This window comes from Duffyella gerundensis, assembly GCF_001517405.1.
Lineage (GTDB): Bacteria > Pseudomonadota > Gammaproteobacteria > Enterobacterales > Enterobacteriaceae > Duffyella > Duffyella gerundensis.
In genome coordinates this window covers 1,055,766-1,071,874 of the sequence record NZ_LN907827.1, presented here as the reverse complement: position 1 = coordinate 1,071,874, position 16,109 = coordinate 1,055,766, and the positions used below count along the sequence as shown (strand labels likewise).

The window sequence follows — 16,109 nt, the reverse complement described above, 5'->3', positions numbered from 1 at the left end:
ATTATATTTGTATAATTATTGTCTCCCAAATGATACACAGATGTTAAATAATCATGTCCTGGTTTCATCGTTTATAATTTAGATGTTTTTTACTGCATTTTCTTCATTAGTTTTTGTTATATTATACTCAACTGCTTGCCAGAATTGAGATTTTGTCACGCTGCGAAACATCTGTGATGCTCTTAGCAAAAGGTGTCAACGGCACCCTGACGCAATCTTAAGCTGGTTTACAGTAATGCAACCTTCCCGTAAAATGCCGCCACACTTAAACGACAATAGAGCCCTTGTCATTGAGGTCGTTAAATGAGACTCAAGAAATACAATAAAAGTTTGGGGATTTTGTCATTAATCGCGGGCACTTTATTGCTAAGTGGCTGTGATAATGCATTGTTAAATCCTAAAGGTCAGATTGCATTGGAGCAACGTTCACTGATACTGACAGCCTTTGGCTTGATGTTGATTGTTGTTATTCCAGCAGTTCTGATGGCCGTCGTGTTTGCCTGGAAATATCGGGCGTCCAATACGAATGCCAAATATAGCCCTAACTGGTCGCACTCGAACAAAGTTGAAGCCGTGGTCTGGACGATTCCGATCCTGATCATCATCTTCCTTGGTGTGTTAACGTGGAAATCAACCCACGCCCTGGAGCCGAGCAAACCGCTGGCTTCTGACGTGAAACCGGTTGAGATCGATGTTGTCGCCCTGGACTGGAAATGGCTGTTCATCTATCCGGAGCAAGGTATTGCAACTGTGAACCAGATTGCTTTCCCGGCGAACACCCCAGTTAGCTTTAAAATCACTTCCAATAGCGTCATGAACTCGTTCTTCATTCCTACCCTTGGCAGCCAGATTTATGCCATGGCCGGTATGCAGACCAAGTTGCATTTGATTGCGAACGAACCCGGTACTTTTGACGGCATCTCTTCTAACTTCAGCGGCCGTGGTTTCTCAGGCATGAAGTTCAAAGCGATTGCTACTCAGAACGATGCTGAATTCCAGCAGTGGGTTGCGAAAGTGAAAGCTGCACCTAATGCCCTGGCCAACATGGAGGATTTCGAGAAATTGGCAGCGCCAAGCGAAAACCATCCGGTTGAATATTTCTCTTCAGCGAACCCTGAACTGTTTGTGCAAATCATCAACAAGTTCAAGATGAGCCACGGGAAAATGGACATGCCAAAGCACGAAGGTATGGACATGAGTAAATCCGCGACGGCGGGAGCCGAGGAATAAAACGATGTTCGGAAAATTAACACTGGATGCAGTGCCGTATCATGAACCGATTATCATGGTTACGGTTGCCGGTATCATTCTAGGTGGCCTGGCGGTTGTTGCTGCCCTCACCTACTTTGGTAAATGGCAATATCTTTGGTCGGAATGGTTAACCTCGGTTGACCACAAAAAATTAGGCATCATGTATATCATCATGGCATTTGTCATGCTGCTGCGTGGTTTTGCCGATGCAATTATGATGCGTACCCAGCAGGTGCTGGCATCCGCAGGTGAAGCGGGCATTTTGCCACCGCACCACTACGATCAGATCTTTACCGCCCACGGCGTTATCATGATCTTCTTCGTAGCGATGCCATTCGTGGTCGGCCTGATGAACCTGGCTGTTCCTCTGCAGATCGGTGCGCGCGACGTTGCTTTCCCGTTCCTGAATAACCTGAGCTTCTGGTTCACCGCTGTTGGTGTGATCCTGGTTAACCTGTCACTGGGTGTGGGCGAATTCGCACAGACCGGTTGGCTGGCTTATCCGCCGCTCTCGGGTGCGGAGTACAGTCCTGGCGTAGGGGTAGATTACTGGATCTGGTCGTTGCAGCTCTCCGGTATTGGTACCACCCTGACCGGCGTGAACTTCTTTGTGACTATCCTGAAAATGCGTGCACCAGGCATGAGCCTGTTCAAAATGCCGGTTTTCACCTGGACAGCACTTTGTACTAACGTCCTGATCATTGCTGCGTTCCCGGTGCTTACCGTGACGCTGGCGCTGTTGACGCTTGATCGTTACCTCGACTTCCATTTCTTCACCAATGAAATGGGCGGTAACATGATGATGTACGTCAACCTGATTTGGGTCTGGGGTCACCCGGAAGTGTACATTCTTGTTCTGCCGGTATTCGGTGTTTTCGCTGAAATCACTGCGACCTTCTCCAAGAAACGTCTGTTTGGCTACACCTCACTGGTTTGGGCTACCATCGCCATTACCGTGCTGTCGTTTATCGTTTGGTTGCACCACTTCTTTACGATGGGTGCAGGCGCAAACGTCAACGCCTTCTTCGGTATCATGACGATGATTATCGCTATCCCAACCGGCGTTAAGATCTTTAACTGGCTTTTCACCATGTATCAGGGCCGCATTCAGATGCACTCTGCGATGTTGTGGACAGTTGGCTTCCTGGTCACCTTCTCTATCGGTGGTATGACCGGTGTTCTGCTGGCAGTACCAGGCGCAGACTTCGTGCTGCATAACAGCCTGTTCCTGATCGCACACTTCCATAACGTGATTATTGGTGGTGTGGTGTTTGGTTGTATGGCTGGTGTGACCTACTGGTTCCCGAAAGCGTTCGGCTTTACCCTGAATGAAACCTGGGGCAAGCGCGCGTTCTGGTTCTGGATTATCGGCTTCTTTGTTGCCTTTATGCCGCTGTACGTGCTGGGCTTTATGGGCATGACACGTCGTCTGAGCCAGGATATCGATCCTCAGTTCCACTCACTGCTGGTTATTGCCGCAGTCGGTGCAGCGCTGATCGCTTGCGGTATCCTTTGTCAGCTGACCATGTTCTGGGTATCGGTACGTGACCGCGATCAGAACCGTGACCTGACTGGCGATCCATGGGGCGGCCGTACGCTGGAGTGGGCAACCTCTTCACCACCACCGTTCTATAACTTTGCTGTAGTGCCTCATGTTCACGAGCGCGATGCGTTCTGGGAAATGAAAGAGAAAGGCGAAGCTTATACTCAACCGGCTAAATATGAAGAGATTCATATGCCGAAGAACAGTGGTGCCGGTATTGTTATCGCCGCGTTCGCTACGCTGTTTGGTTTCGCTATGATCTGGCATATCTGGTGGCTGGCGGGTCTGTCCTTCCTGGGCATTATTGTTTCCTGGATTGTGAAGAGCTTTGACGAAGACGTGGACTACTACGTGCCGGTTAAAGTGATCGAGCAGCTGGAGAAACAGCACTTTGACGAAATCAGCAAAGCAGGTCTGAAATAATGTCAACTGAAACTGCGATTAAACATCATCACGACGACGCCCATGCGGAGCATGGGCATCACGATGCAGGAGCCAATAAGATCTTTGGCTTCTGGATCTACCTCATGAGTGACTGCATTATCTTCGCAACCCTTTTTGCGACCTATGCAGTAATGATGAATAACACTGCCGGTGGCCCGGCAGGGAAAGACATCTTTGAGTTACCGTTTGTGCTCGGTGAAACAGCGCTTCTGCTGTTAAGCTCCATCACCTATGGCATGGCCGTTATCTCAATGAACCATGACAAGAAAGGTGGCGTGAATGCCTGGCTTGCGCTGACGTTCCTGTGCGGTCTTGGCTTCATCTGTATGGAAATCTATGAATTCCATCATCTGATTGCTGAAGGTTACGGTCCGAACACCAGTGGTTTCCTCTCTGGCTTCTTTACGCTGGTAGGTACGCATGGTCTGCACGTGACTTCTGGTCTGATTTGGATGCTGGTACTGATGTTCCAGATCTCCAAACGTGGCCTGACCTCAACAAACCGTACACGTATTCTGTGTTTGAGCTTGTTCTGGCACTTCCTTGACGTGGTATGGATTTGTGTATTTACCATTGTTTATCTGATGGGAGCCATGTAATGAGTCACTCAACCAACGAACATGTTGTCCCACATAGCACCGTGAAGTCCTATATGGTTGGCTTCATCCTTTCTATCATCCTGACCGGTATTCCGTTCTGGATGGTAATGGATGGCAGCGCATCACATACCACGATTATTGGTGTCGTTGTCGCTTGTGCGGTTGTTCAGGTTATCGTTCACCTGATTTACTTCCTGCACCTGGATACGAAAACTGAAGGCGGCTGGAACATGGTCGCCATCGTTTTCTCGGCACTCATCATTCTGATCGTTGTTGTAGGCTCGCTGTGGATTATGTGGAACCTCAACTACAACATGATGGTTCACTAAAGAGTCGCATGTAATGATTAAGCAATACCTGCAAGTAACAAAACCAGGAATTATTTTCGGGAATTTAATTTCTGTCATTGGCGGATTTTTGCTGGCGTCCAAAGGCAGCATTGATTACGTCCTGTTTCTCTCCACCCTGGTAGGTGTTTCGCTAGTGGTTGCATCAGGTTGTGTATTCAACAACGTGATTGACCGCGACATCGACCGCAAAATGGAGCGGACCAAGAATCGAGTGCTGGTGAAAGGCCTTATCTCTCCGAAAGTAAGCCTGGTTTATGCAACCGCGTTAGGTATTGCTGGCTTTGCGTTACTCTATCTCGGAGCAAACCCGCTGGCCATGTGGCTGGCGGTGATGGGCTTCGTGGTGTATGTCGGCATTTACAGCCTCTATATGAAGCGTAATTCCGTTTATGGCACGCTGATTGGCAGCCTGTCAGGCGCGGCGCCTCCGGTTATCGGTTACTGTGCAGTAACGGGCAACTTTGATACCGGTGCGCTGATCCTGCTGGCTATCTTCAGTCTGTGGCAGATGCCACATTCTTACGCCATTGCGATTTTCCGCTTCAAAGATTATCAGGCAGCTAATATCCCGGTTCTGCCAGTAGTGAAAGGCATTTCGGTGGCAAAAAATCATATTACGCTCTACATTTTGGCGTTTATGATTGCCACGCTGATGCTGACGCTTGGCGGCTATGCGGGTTATAAGTATCTGATCGTCGCGGCGGCAGTCAGTGTCTGGTGGTTAGGCATGGCGCTTTCCGGTTACAAAACCTCAAACGATCGTGTTTGGGCGCGTAAACTGTTTGTTTTCTCCATTGTCGCCATTACGGCACTGAGCGTGATGATGTCGATTGACTTCATGACGCCTGCATCGAAAGATATGCTGACCTACGTGTGGTAATCGCACAAAGCAATATCATCAGGGGGCGCGATTATCGCGCCCTTTCTTTTTGTTACCACTGCTTAAAAACTATTATTTTACCCGCCCTGCCCTGCTCCTTAAAATAGTGCCAGCAAATTAACTGAGGTAGTAATGAACGATAATAAAATGACTCCAGTGGAGCTGCGTGCCACCTGGGGCTTAGGCACGGTTTTCTCATTACGCATGCTGGGTATGTTTATGGTTCTTCCCGTATTAACGACATACGGCATGGCATTGCAGGGTGCCAGCGAAACGTTAATCGGATTGGCTATCGGCATTTACGGTCTGGCTCAGGCTATTTTTCAAATTCCTTTTGGACTGCTCTCAGATCGCATCGGTCGTAAGCCGTTGATTGTGGGTGGTCTGCTGATATTCGTCCTTGGCAGCATCATTGCGGCAAACACCACGTCAATATGGGGCGTGATTTTAGGTCGTGCGTTGCAGGGCTCCGGGGCGATTGCCGCAGCCGTGATGGCGTTACTTTCCGACCTGACGCGCGAGCAAAATCGCACCAAGGCGATGGCCTTTATCGGCATTAGCTTTGGCATTACCTTCGCCATTGCCATGGTAGTGGGACCGGTGGTCACTCATCATTACGGACTGCATGCGCTGTTCTGGATGATTGCCGTGCTGGCCTCGTGCGGCATTCTTATCACGTTGTTCGTGGTGCCGAGTGCGCCACAGCATTTGCTTAACCGCGAATCGGGCATGGTGAAAGGCAGCTTCCGCAAAGTATTAGCCAATACCCGCCTGCTGAAGCTTAACTTTGGCATTCTCTGCCTGCATGTTTTGCTGATGTCCAGCTTTGTTGCCCTGCCCGGCCAGTTTGAGCAGGCGGGTTTTCCCGCCGATCAGCACTGGAAAGTCTATCTGGCAACCATGCTGATTGCTTTTGCGGGCGTGGTGCCTTTTATCATCTACGCTGAAGTTAAGCGCCGGATGAAGCGCGTTTTTGTCAGCTGCGTTGCGCTAATTCTGATCGCTGAAATTGTGCTGTGGGGCGCAGGTAACCACTTCTGGACGCTGGTGGTTGGCGTCCAGTTATTCTTTTTTGCTTTCAACCTGATGGAAGCCATCTTACCGTCGTTGATCAGCAAAGAGTCGCCCGCGGGCTATAAAGGCACAGCGATGGGCATCTATTCCACCAGCCAGTTCATCGGTGTGGCCATTGGCGGCAGCATGGGCGGCTGGCTGTTTGGCCAGTTTGATGCACAAACGGTATTTTTAGCAGGTGCCATTGTTGCCGCAGTATGGCTGCTGGTCAGCACCACCATGAGTGAGCCGCCTTATGTCAGCAGCCTGCGTATTGTACTGAGCGAAAAAGCGTTACAACAGCGTGATCTTGAAGCACGCCTGAAGGCGCAGGAAGGGGTCAACTCGGTGTTTATCGTGCCGGAAGAGCGCAGCGCCTACGTTAAAATAGACAGCAAAGTGACTAATCGACTGGAGCTGGAAGCCTTAATCGCCAGCGCCTGAAAATCGGCCCCGTTCAGCGGGGCCTGATATTTTAGTCGCGGAAATTTTTAAACTGAAACGGCTGCCCCAGATTCCCACTTTTTACCAGCGCCATAGCGCTTTGCAGATCGTCGCGTGACTTACCGGTGACACGCAGTGATTCACCCTGAATCTGCGTCTGCACTTTGATCTTGCTCTCTTTGATCAGCTTAACAATTTTCTTCGCCATATCCGCTTCGATGCCTTTTTTCAGGGTGGCATCCAGCATCCAGGTTTTACCGCTGTGTTCGATCTCTTCGGGCACTTCGATCGCTGCACCTTCAATACCACGCTTCAACAACTTCTCGCGCAGGATTTCGATCAGTTGCTTAACCTGGAAATCAGACTCACTCAGAACCTTGATGCTTTCGTTCTTCTCGTTCAGTTCAAAACTGGCCGTCACGTTACGGAAGTCAAAGCGCGTTGCGAGCTCACGATTGGCGTTCTCCACTGCGTTACGCACTTCCTGCAGATCAACTTCGGAAACGATATCGAAAGATGGCATTATTTTTTTCTCCTGAGGCTAAAGTGACATGCATAATACCCGCCTTGCGCAGCCAAAAAAACCGTCTGTCGCGAAAGCTATACTTAACAGGCTACGTAACCCCCACCCGCAGGAGAAACCATGAAAATTACCGTGCTGGGTTGTGGCGCCCTCGGGCAAATTTGGCTGACGGCGCTTCAACGCCAGGGCCATGAAGTTCAGGGCTGGCTCCGTGTGGCGCAGCCTTACTGTTCGGCAAATGTCATCACGCCAGACGGCGTCACGCTGAATCAAACCTTTATTGCTAACGATCCGCTTTTTCTCAGCGAAAGCGACCTGCTGTTGGTTACGCTAAAAGCCTGGCAGGTTTCCACCGCGGTGAAGAACCTTGAGCCGCTGTTATCGTCTGGCTGCGCAATACTGTTGTTACACAACGGCATGGGTACGCTGGAAGAGCTAGGCGCCATCGCCCAGCCGCTCTTAAACGGGATCACCACTCACGCTGCCAGGCATGACGATACCGTCGTCGTGCATGTTGCCGCAGGCGTCACGCATATTGGTCCGGCTAATGCTGAAGGCGCAACCTTAAGCGATCTGGCAGAAGTGCTTCACCATGCCCTGCCGGATGTAGCCTGGCATAACCATATCGCCTCAGCCAGCTGGAATAAGCTGGCGGTTAACTGTGTGATCAACCCGCTCAGCGTGGAGCATAACTGCCAGAACGGCGATCTGCTGGTGCATCGCGAGCAGATTGCCTTGCTGTGTGACGAAATCGCTGAGGTGATGGTGCGTGAAGGTGAACATACATCATCAGAAAGCCTACAGGATTATGCGATCGCCGTGATGCAAAGCACCGCGGCTAACACCTCTTCTATGCTGCAAGACATTCGTGCTCAGCGACGAACTGAAATCGAATACATTACCGGTTACCTGTTGCGCCGCGCACGGGCACAGGGTCTGACCGCGCCGGAAAATCGGCGACTTTATGAACTCGTTAAAAACAAGGAGTCGTGGTATGAGCGTGAACGTATTGGTTTGCCTGGCACATGGCAGTGAAGAAACCGAAGCCGTCACTACTATCGATTTGCTGGTGCGCGGTGGCATCAAGGTGACTACTGCAAGCGTGGAGAGCGATGGCTCGCTGGAAATCACCTGTTCACGTGGCGTCCGCCTGCTGGCAGATGCGCCGCTGGTGGCCGTTGCCGATGGTGAGTTCGATGCCATCATTTTGCCCGGCGGTTTACGGGGAGCCGAAACCTTTCGCGACAGTCCCCTGCTGATAGAAACAGTGCGTCACTTTCATCAGTCCGGACGTATCGTGGCAACAATTTGCGCCGCTACCGGCACGGTGCTGATTCCGCACGCGCTGTTCCCGGTAGGTAACATGACCGGCTTTCCTGGTTTAAAAGAGACCATTCCGGAAGCGCAATGGATGGAGAGACGCGTGGTGTGGGATCGTCGGGTTAACCTGCTAACCAGCCAGGGTCCGGGTACGGCAATGGATTTCGCGTTGAAGATGATTGATCTGCTGGTGGGAAAAGAGATGGCTCAGGAAGTTGCCGCGCAGCTGGTGTTGCCGCCCGGCATTTATGACTATCGCGAGTAACGATGCTGCATCTACTCTGGCCGCCGTTTTTGCTATACGGCGGCCAGGGTGAACCGATCAGGGCCGATAAACCTTAACATTTTTGAAGCCCTGCTCATGCAGATAGAGCGCCTGCAGTCGGCTCATCACGCCGCGATCGCAGTATAACAACCAGGTTTTACTCTGATCGAGATCGGCAAAGTGGCTGCCAAGCTTATAGAAAGGCATCGATTTGATCTCGACGCCTGTCACGTTCAGCGGGCGGCTATCCTGCTCATCAATAGAACGAATATCCAGCACCGCATCGCTGTCACCGAATGAAGCCACGGTTTCCACTTCGATCACTTCTTCTTCCGTCTGCTCGGCAATCTCGCGGATATCAACGTTCGTGGCTTCCTGCACCACCCGCTCCAGAATGGAGAAGTCGAAATTTTGCTCTTCCGCTTCGATCTTCGCCTTCACTGCTCTCACCGTTGGGCTTTTGGAGATTACCCCACAATATTCTGGCATGGTACGGGCGAAGTCTTCGGTGCCGATTGCCCGGGCAACGTTGATGATGTGCTCTTTATCGTGGGAGATCAGCGGGCGCAAAATCAGCGTATCGCTGGCGTTGTCGATTAAGCGCAGGTTGGTTAACGTCTGGCTGGAAACCTGGCCCAACGCTTCGCCGGTGACCAGCGCCTGCACGCCATAGCGTTCAGCTACCAGCGAGGCGGCGCGCACCATCATGCGTTTCAGCACCACGCCCATCTGGCCATCTTCCACCCGCTCAAGAATCTCGCCGACCACTGGCTCAAAGTTGATGGCGACAAAGCGCACCCGGTGAGATCGACCAAAACGGTTCCACAAATAATGTGCGACTTGACGAACGCCAATCTCATGCGCGGCGCCGCCCAGGTTAAAGAAGCAATAATGCACGCGGCAACCGCGACGCATCAGCATGTAGCTGGAGACGCCGGAATCGAATCCACCAGAGATCAGCGACAGCACATCATCCTGCGTGCCAATCGGGAAGCCGCCAATGCCTTCATAACGGCCGTTGACCAGCATCAGGCGATCGTTATCGATCTCAAGGTTGATCGTTTCCTGAGGATGGTTAAGCTTAACCGATGCGCTCTCGACATGCTGATTCAGGCCGCCACCAACATAACGCTCAACATCCTGCGAGCTAAAATCATGTTGGCCGCGTCGTTTAACGCGCACGCAGAACGTTTTACCTTCGATGCGGCTGCGGTATAACTCCAGCGTCTGCTCAAAGATATGATGCATATCGGTATAGGCGCGATCTTCCACTTCCAGCACGTGGTGAATACCGGGAATACGCTGCAGCTCGTCGATTAGCGCTTCGCGCATCGACACTTTTTTAGTGCGCACCTCGATATGATCCCAGTGGCGGACAACCGCCAACTCGTCATCCACTTCTTTAAGCGTATTGCGAATGTTGCTGGTCAGGATTTTGATAAAGCGCAGTCGCACGGACTGACTTTTGATAGTAATTTCGGGGAATAACTTAATGATAAACTTCATGGCGGCACGGGTTCGTTGAGCAAATAAGTGCTAAAAGACGAAGCACTTAGCTGGTAAAATCATAGGATTGCGTTACAGCCAGCGGCTGTAAGCATCCGGGGAGCAGTATTGTATCACCATTCCCCTGGCGGCGCTTTAGCAACGGCCGCTATTGATTGTTTTGCTAATTATTTCCCGTCAGCTACCATGACCGCAGCAGAACGACATTTATTTGTGAAATGAGACCCACTATGCCAAAAAAAGCCGCAACGCCCGTCAGCTTTGAAAGCTCTCTGCAACAGCTGGAGCAAATTGTTCAACGCCTCGAAAGTGGCGATTTGCCACTGGAAGATGCCCTCAACGAATTTGAGCGCGGCGTGCAGCTGGCCAGAGTTGGGCAACAGACACTACAACAGGCGGAACAGCGCGTACAGATCCTCCTCAGCGACGACAAAAATGGTGAGCTGACCCCTTTTACAGCGGAAAATGAATAATGCATTTTTCTGATTTATTGCATGTTTATCACCAACGCGTAAACGACGCGCTCTCTCGCCTGTTAGCGCCACTGCCTTTTCAGGATTCTCCACTGGTGAATGCCATGGAATATGGGGCATTATTAGGTGGTAAGCGGCTGCGTCCTTTTCTGGTATATGCTACCGGCGAAATGCTGAAGGCAGATTCCGCCAGCCTTGATGCGCCTGCCGCCGCCATTGAGTGCATTCACGCTTACTCACTCATTCACGATGATCTTCCGGCTATGGATGACGATCGTCTGCGCCGTGGCCAGCCTACCTGCCACATCAAGTTTGGCGAAGATACGGCGATTCTCGCAGGCGATGCGCTGCAAACGCTGGCATTTTCTATCCTTACCGATGAACCGATGCCCGGCGTCAGCGCCGAATATCGTCTGGCAATGGTTTCAGAGCTTGCTCAAGCCAGTGGCGTGGCGGGCATGTGCGGTGGCCAGGCGCTGGATTTGCTGGCAGAGGGCAAGCAGGTCGACCTCGCCCAGCTGGAACAAATTCATCGACTTAAAACGGGTGCGCTGATCCGCGCAGCGGTAAGACTCGGCGCCCTTGCCGCCGGTGAAACCGGGAAAGCGGCCATGCCCGCGCTGGATCGTTACGCCAACGCTATCGGCCTGGCCTTTCAGGTGCAGGACGACATTCTTGATGTGGTCGGCGATACGGCAGTGCTCGGTAAACGTCAGGGCGCGGATGAAGAATTAGGTAAAAGCACCTATCCTGCGTTAATGGGTCTCGACAATGCGCGCGGAAAAGCCTGGGATCTTTATCAGGAAGCATTAGGTGCACTGGAAACGCTTGCGGCGCAATCTTTCAATACGATGCCATTACAGGCACTGGCAAGCTTCATAATTGAACGCGACAAATAACCATAATGAGTCACTGATGAGTTTTGATACAGCAAAATACCCGACACTGGCGTTAGCAGAAAGCGTTCAGGAGTTACGTTTATTGCCTAAAGAGAAGCTGCCAACCTTGTGTGGCGAGCTGCGGCAATACCTGCTGGATAGCGTAAGCCAGTCCAGCGGGCACTTTGCTTCCGGCCTCGGCGTGGTGGAACTGACCGTTGCGCTGCATTACGTCTATAACACGCCTTTTGATCATCTGATCTGGGATGTGGGCCATCAGGCTTATCCACACAAGATTTTGACCGGCCGCCGCGATCGCATCGGCACCATCCGCAAAAAAGGCGGTCTGCATCCGTTCCCGTGGCGTGACGAAAGTGAATATGACGTGCTGAACGTTGGCCACTCTTCGACCTCGATCAGCGCCGGCCTGGGCATGGCCGTGGCGGCGGAAAAAGAGGGCCAGGGCCGTCGTACCGCCTGCATTATTGGCGATGGCGCAATCACTGCCGGTATGGCGTTTGAAGCGATGAATCATGCCGGCGACATTAAAGCGGATCTGCTGGTTATTCTGAATGACAACGAAATGTCGATCTCAGAAAACGTCGGTGCGCTTAATAATCGCCTCGCGCAAATCCTGTCGGGTAAAACCTATTCTCGTCTGCGTGAGGGCAGTAAAAAAGTGCTGACCGGCCTGCCGCCGATTAAGGAGCTGGTGAAACGCACCGAAGAGCACCTTAAAGGCATGGTGGTGCCCGGTACGCTGTTTGAAGAGCTCGGTTTTAACTACATCGGCCCGGTTGACGGTCACGATGTGCTGACGCTGGTGCAGACGCTGACTAACATGCGCGCGCTAAAGGGCCCGCAGTTCCTGCACATCATGACCAGAAAAGGCAAAGGCTATGCGCCTGCTGAAAACGATCCGATCGCCTGGCATGCGGTGCCGAAATTCGACCCAGCCAGCGGTTTGCTGCCGAAAAGCGCGGAAAGCCATCCCAGCTATTCAAAAGTGTTTGGCAGCTGGCTCTCTGAGATAGCAGCGACCGACAGCAAGCTGATGGCGGTGACGCCAGCCATGCGCGAAGGTTCTGGCATGGTGGCATTCTCTCGTGATTTCCCGGCGCAATACTTTGACGTGGCGATTGCCGAACAGCACGCGGTGACCTTTGCCGCAGGCCTGGCTATCGGTGGTTATAAGCCGGTCGTGGCAATTTACTCAACCTTTTTGCAGCGCGCCTACGATCAGCTGATTCATGACGTGGCGATTCAAAAGCTGCCGGTGCTGTTTGCTATCGATCGCGGCGGTATTGTGGGCGCCGATGGTCAGACGCATCAGGGCGCCTTTGATATCGCCTTTATGCGCTGTATCCCCGGCATGGTGATCATGACGCCAAGCGATGAGAATGAGTGCCGGCAAATGCTGTATACCGGCTACCATTACAGCGCGGGTCCGAGCGCCGTGCGCTATCCTCGTGGTAACGGCATTGGCGTGCCGCTGGAGCCGATGCGCGAACTGCCGTTGGGCAAAGGCGTTATGCGTCGTGAAGGCGAGAAGCTGGCGATTCTTAACTTCGGCACCCTGCTGCCGGAAGCGGCCGCGGCCGCCGAGGCGCTGAATGCGACGCTGGTCGACATGCGCTTCGTGAAACCGCTGGATGAAGCGCTGATTCTTGAGCTGGCAGCGAGTCATGAAGCGCTGATCACGCTGGAAGAAGGTGCCATCAAGGGTGGTGCAGGCAGCGGCGTGATTGAGTATCTGATGGCGAAACGCGTTCTGGTGCCGGTACTGAACATCGGCCTGCCTGACGAGTTTATTCCGCAGGGCACACAGGACGAAATTCGGCAGGATTATCTGCTTGATGCTAAAGGCATTCAGCAGCAAATCACCGACTGGCTCGCGCAGTAATCTCCTTGTCTGCTCCCCATTCGGGGAGCAGAGCAGCTGCTATGCTTAGTGAATATTTGGCTGGAGAGCCGTTCGCAACGCACAGGAGCAATCATGAATACCCTCAAATTTGGCCACAGCGATCTGCAGGTTTCCCAACTCTGTCTGGGTTGTATGACCTATGGCGAACCCGAGCGCGGTAACCATCCGTGGACCTTGCCGGAAGTCAGCAGCAGGCCGTTAATCAGGCAGGCGCTTGATGCAGGCATCAACTTCTTTGATACCGCTAATAGTTATTCAGATGGCAGCAGTGAAGAGATTGTCGGCCGCGCGCTGCGTGACTATGCGCGACGTGAAGAGGTGGTGGTTGCCACCAAAGTCTTCTTCCCAATGAGCAACCTTTCGCGCGGCCTGTCGCGTAAAAATATCCTGCAATCGATTGATGACAGCCTGAACCGGCTGGGCATGGAGTATGTCGATTTACTACAGATTCATCGCTGGGATTATGAAACGCCGCTGGAAGAGACGCTGGAGGCGCTGCATGACGTGGTCAAAGCCGGTAAAGCGCGCTATATCGGCGCATCGTCCATGTTCGCATGGCAGTTCAGCAAGGCGCTGTATACCGCCGATCTGCACGGCTGGACGCGCTTTATCAGCATGCAGGATCAGTATAATTTGATTCAGCGTGAAGAGGAGCGTGAAATGCATCCGCTGTGTCAGGCTGAAGGCATTGCCGTGATGCCATGGAGTCCGCTGGCTCGTGGACGTCTTACCCGCGCCTGGGGCGAAAATACCGCCCGCTCCGCTTCCGACGAATATGGCAAAACCCTGTATAACTCCGCCGAAGAAAATGATGCGCTGATTGCTCAACGCGTAGCCGAATTGGCTGAGCAAAAAGGGGTGAGCCGGGCGCAGATTGCACTTGCCTGGATGCTGCATAAACCGGCGGTTACCACGCCAATTATCGGCGCGTCACGCGCTGAACAGCTGGCAGATTTGGTAAAGGCAGTTGAGGTATCACTCAGCGAAGAAGAGATGGCGAGCCTGGAATCCATTTATCAGCCGCATGCAGTCACCGGCTTCGACTAATGATGAGCAGTTAACGATATCAGGGCCGATAACATCGGCCCAGATTTTACCGGATCAGAACAGCCAGTAGTGTCCCATCAGATAAAGCAGCGCCGCAGAGATGACCCCGGCGATAATGTCATCAACCATGATGCCCATACCGCCATGCACATTGCGATCAAACCAGCGAATAGGCCAGGGCTTCCACATATCGAAGATACGAAAGGTAATAAAGCCAATCAGCACCCACTGCCATTTCATTGCCGGAATGGTCATCAGCGTTATCCACATGCCAATAAACTCATCCCAGACAATGCTGCCATGATCGTGAACGCCCATATCTTTTGCCGTACGATGACAGAGATAAACGCCCACCGAAATGCCGATCAACACCAGCAAATAGTAGATCTGCAACGGCAAAAAGGTCATCAGATACCAGAACGGAATCGAGGCCAGCGAACCCATGGTGCCCGGCACATAACGGCTGAGGCCGCTGCCAAATCCGGTTGCCAGCAAATGCCAGGGATTGCTCATTTTCAGGCGGCTGCGCGCCACATCTTTATCACGAGTCAAAATGGTCGAATCCTTTCAGGTTAAGTTTCACCGCATCGCCCTGCTGTAGCAGCACCAGTCCTTCTGACTCTGAAGTCATCTGGCCCACACAGGTATAAGGCACGCCAAGATGGCCCAGCGCGACATCCAGCGCGCCGCGATTGATCTCCGGCACCGTGAAGCAGAGTTCATAATCTTCGCCGCCGCTCAGTGCCCAACGCAGGCTCTGCTCAGGCGTGAAATGATCGCGCAATGTGGAAGAAAGCGGCATGGCATCAAGATTAAGTCGCGCACCGCAACCGCTGGCCTGCAGGATATGACCGAGATCGGCGATCAGTCCATCCGAAATATCGATGGCAGCGCTGGCCAGGTTACGCAGCGCCTGGCCTTGCAGAATACGCGGCATTGGCCGCAAATGGCGTTTGATTAACGCCTCATGCACCGCCGGATCGTCAATGCGTACATGGTGCTGCAGCAGCGCCAGCCCAGCCGCGCTGTCGCCCAGGGTACCGGTGACAAAAATCCAGTCCCCCGGCCGGGCGCCGGAACGCTTCAGCGCCTTACCGGCGGGAATCAGCCCGTGAATACCGAGCGTAATGCTGCGCGGCCCGCGCGTGGTATCGCCACCAATCAGCTGCATATCGTAGTAATCCAGCGATTCAAACAGGCTGTCGCTGAAGGCGGCAATCCAGGCTTCATCGATGTCGGGCAGGGTCAACGCTAGCGTTAACCACGCCGGATCGGCGCCCATTGCGGCTAAGTCGCTGAGGTTTACGGCCAGCGCTTTGTAGCCTAAATCAGCAGGATGAATATCACGCAGGAAGTGTACGCCCTCAACCAGCGTATCGGTGCTGATCGCCAGCGTGCGTTTTTCCGGGACGTTGAGCAACGCGCAATCGTCACCGATGCCCTTTTCAACATCACGGCGCGAGCTGGTTACACGATTGAAATAGCGCGCGATGAGTTCAAATTCGCCACATGCCATGGTTTTATTCCGGGTTCTAAAGAGAAAAGGCCAGAAATTCTGGCCTCATTGTTCCCGTCAAACCTTGAGCTGCAGGCACGTTGGCTGCATCTG

The 16,109-nt window shown here is 52.6% G+C and carries 16 protein-coding genes; 12 read left to right on the top strand and 4 right to left on the bottom strand.

The features are described 5' to 3' along the window. The first annotated feature begins 303 nt into the window (after positions 1–303). The 6 genes from cyoA (at position 304) to EM595_RS04810 (ending at position 6,564) form a co-directional block, all read left to right on the top strand. Positions 304–1,230 (top strand): cytochrome o ubiquinol oxidase subunit II, encoded by a 927-nt coding sequence (gene cyoA / locus EM595_RS04835; RefSeq protein WP_067428406.1) that lies wholly within the window; start codon positions 304–306, stop codon positions 1,228–1,230. Between the two features lie 4 nt (positions 1,231–1,234). Then, positions 1,235–3,217, top strand: a complete 1,983-nt coding sequence (gene cyoB, locus EM595_RS04830; protein WP_067428403.1) for a cytochrome o ubiquinol oxidase subunit I — start codon at positions 1,235–1,237, stop codon at positions 3,215–3,217. Then, positions 3,217–3,837 (top strand): cytochrome o ubiquinol oxidase subunit III, encoded by a 621-nt coding sequence (locus tag EM595_RS04825; protein ID WP_067428400.1) that lies wholly within the window; start codon positions 3,217–3,219, stop codon positions 3,835–3,837. Before cyoB ends, EM595_RS04825 begins: the two co-directional genes overlap by 1 nt. Further along, a complete protein-coding gene (locus EM595_RS04820; RefSeq protein WP_067428392.1) occupies positions 3,837–4,166 on the top strand; it encodes a cytochrome o ubiquinol oxidase subunit IV in 330 nt (109 codons plus the stop codon). Before EM595_RS04825 ends, EM595_RS04820 begins: the two co-directional genes overlap by 1 nt. Positions 4,167–4,179: 13 nt before the next feature. Continuing rightward, positions 4,180–5,067, top strand: a complete 888-nt coding sequence (gene cyoE, locus EM595_RS04815) for a heme o synthase (protein WP_067428389.1) — start codon at positions 4,180–4,182, stop codon at positions 5,065–5,067. Positions 5,068–5,199: 132 nt separating this feature from the next. Next, a complete protein-coding gene (locus tag EM595_RS04810; RefSeq protein WP_067428386.1) occupies positions 5,200–6,564 on the top strand; it encodes an MFS transporter in 1,365 nt (454 codons plus the stop codon). 31 nt (positions 6,565–6,595) lie between these two features. Here EM595_RS04810 and EM595_RS04805 read toward each other — a convergent pair whose 3' ends face one another. Next, positions 6,596–7,087 (bottom strand): YajQ family cyclic di-GMP-binding protein, encoded by a 492-nt coding sequence (locus EM595_RS04805; RefSeq protein WP_067428383.1) that lies wholly within the window; start codon positions 7,085–7,087, stop codon positions 6,596–6,598. 120 nt (positions 7,088–7,207) lie between these two features. On the opposite strand from EM595_RS04805, the gene panE reads away from it, so the two are divergent. Both panE and yajL read left to right on the top strand, forming a co-directional pair. After that, entirely contained in the window at positions 7,208–8,122 is a 915-nt protein-coding gene (gene panE / locus EM595_RS04800) for a 2-dehydropantoate 2-reductase (protein WP_067428381.1), read from the top strand. Beyond that, positions 8,082–8,672, top strand: a complete 591-nt coding sequence (gene yajL, locus EM595_RS04795) for a protein deglycase YajL (RefSeq protein WP_067428379.1) — start codon at positions 8,082–8,084, stop codon at positions 8,670–8,672. The genes panE and yajL overlap by 41 nt, the downstream gene beginning before the upstream one ends. Positions 8,673–8,729: 57 nt before the next feature. On the opposite strand, the gene thiI is transcribed toward yajL, so the two are convergent. Continuing rightward, positions 8,730–10,178 carry a tRNA uracil 4-sulfurtransferase ThiI gene (gene thiI, locus EM595_RS04790; protein WP_067428376.1) on the bottom strand — a complete coding sequence of 483 codons (1,449 nt, stop codon included), beginning with the start codon at positions 10,176–10,178 and terminating at the stop codon, positions 8,730–8,732. Between the two features lie 230 nt (positions 10,179–10,408). On the opposite strand from thiI, the gene xseB reads away from it, so the two are divergent. From xseB to EM595_RS04770, 4 genes are all read left to right on the top strand, one after another. Further along, a complete protein-coding gene (xseB, locus tag EM595_RS04785; protein WP_067428373.1) occupies positions 10,409–10,651 on the top strand; it encodes an exodeoxyribonuclease VII small subunit in 243 nt (80 codons plus the stop codon). Continuing rightward, entirely contained in the window at positions 10,651–11,550 is a 900-nt protein-coding gene (gene ispA / locus EM595_RS04780; protein WP_067428370.1) for a (2E,6E)-farnesyl diphosphate synthase, read from the top strand. The genes xseB and ispA overlap by 1 nt, the downstream gene beginning before the upstream one ends. A gap of 16 nt (positions 11,551–11,566) precedes the next feature. Next, positions 11,567–13,432, top strand: a complete 1,866-nt coding sequence (gene dxs / locus EM595_RS04775; protein WP_067428368.1) for a 1-deoxy-D-xylulose-5-phosphate synthase — start codon at positions 11,567–11,569, stop codon at positions 13,430–13,432. Between the two features lie 93 nt (positions 13,433–13,525). Further along, complete coding sequence (locus EM595_RS04770; RefSeq protein WP_067428367.1) at positions 13,526–14,500, top strand: aldo/keto reductase; 975 nt, start codon at positions 13,526–13,528, stop codon at positions 14,498–14,500. A gap of 54 nt (positions 14,501–14,554) precedes the next feature. On the opposite strand, the gene pgpA is transcribed toward EM595_RS04770, so the two are convergent. Together pgpA and thiL are read right to left on the bottom strand one after the other, a co-directional pair. Continuing rightward, positions 14,555–15,055 carry a phosphatidylglycerophosphatase A gene (gene pgpA / locus EM595_RS04765; protein WP_264273058.1) on the bottom strand — a complete coding sequence of 167 codons (501 nt, stop codon included), beginning with the start codon at positions 15,053–15,055 and terminating at the stop codon, positions 14,555–14,557. Then, on the bottom strand, positions 15,042–16,016 hold the full coding sequence (gene thiL / locus EM595_RS04760; protein ID WP_067428364.1) for a thiamine-phosphate kinase: 975 nt from the start codon (positions 16,014–16,016) through the stop codon (positions 15,042–15,044). Before thiL ends, pgpA begins: the two co-directional genes overlap by 14 nt. Between the last annotated feature and the right edge of the window lie 93 nt (positions 16,017–16,109).

What these genes read in the sequence shown, in the direction of transcription:
- cyoA (WP_067428406.1), top strand. Translation starts at nt 304, where the DNA reads ATGAGACTCAAGAAATACAATAAAAGTTTGGGGATTTTGTCATTAATC.
- cyoB (WP_067428403.1), top strand. Translation starts at nt 1,235, where the DNA reads ATGTTCGGAAAATTAACACTGGATGCAGTGCCGTATCATGAACCGATT.
- EM595_RS04825 (WP_067428400.1), top strand. Translation starts at nt 3,217, where the DNA reads ATGTCAACTGAAACTGCGATTAAACATCATCACGACGACGCCCATGCG.
- EM595_RS04820 (WP_067428392.1), top strand. Translation starts at nt 3,837, where the DNA reads ATGAGTCACTCAACCAACGAACATGTTGTCCCACATAGCACCGTGAAG.
- cyoE (WP_067428389.1), top strand. Translation starts at nt 4,180, where the DNA reads ATGATTAAGCAATACCTGCAAGTAACAAAACCAGGAATTATTTTCGGG.
- EM595_RS04810 (WP_067428386.1), top strand. Translation starts at nt 5,200, where the DNA reads ATGAACGATAATAAAATGACTCCAGTGGAGCTGCGTGCCACCTGGGGC.
- EM595_RS04805 (WP_067428383.1), bottom strand. Translation starts at nt 7,087, where the DNA reads ATGCCATCTTTCGATATCGTTTCCGAAGTTGATCTGCAGGAAGTGCGT.
- panE (WP_067428381.1), top strand. Translation starts at nt 7,208, where the DNA reads ATGAAAATTACCGTGCTGGGTTGTGGCGCCCTCGGGCAAATTTGGCTG.
- yajL (WP_067428379.1), top strand. Translation starts at nt 8,082, where the DNA reads ATGAGCGTGAACGTATTGGTTTGCCTGGCACATGGCAGTGAAGAAACC.
- thiI (WP_067428376.1), bottom strand. Translation starts at nt 10,178, where the DNA reads ATGAAGTTTATCATTAAGTTATTCCCCGAAATTACTATCAAAAGTCAG.
- xseB (WP_067428373.1), top strand. Translation starts at nt 10,409, where the DNA reads ATGCCAAAAAAAGCCGCAACGCCCGTCAGCTTTGAAAGCTCTCTGCAA.
- ispA (WP_067428370.1), top strand. Translation starts at nt 10,651, where the DNA reads ATGCATTTTTCTGATTTATTGCATGTTTATCACCAACGCGTAAACGAC.
- dxs (WP_067428368.1), top strand. Translation starts at nt 11,567, where the DNA reads ATGAGTTTTGATACAGCAAAATACCCGACACTGGCGTTAGCAGAAAGC.
- EM595_RS04770 (WP_067428367.1), top strand. Translation starts at nt 13,526, where the DNA reads ATGAATACCCTCAAATTTGGCCACAGCGATCTGCAGGTTTCCCAACTC.
- thiL (WP_067428364.1), bottom strand. Translation starts at nt 16,016, where the DNA reads ATGGCATGTGGCGAATTTGAACTCATCGCGCGCTATTTCAATCGTGTA.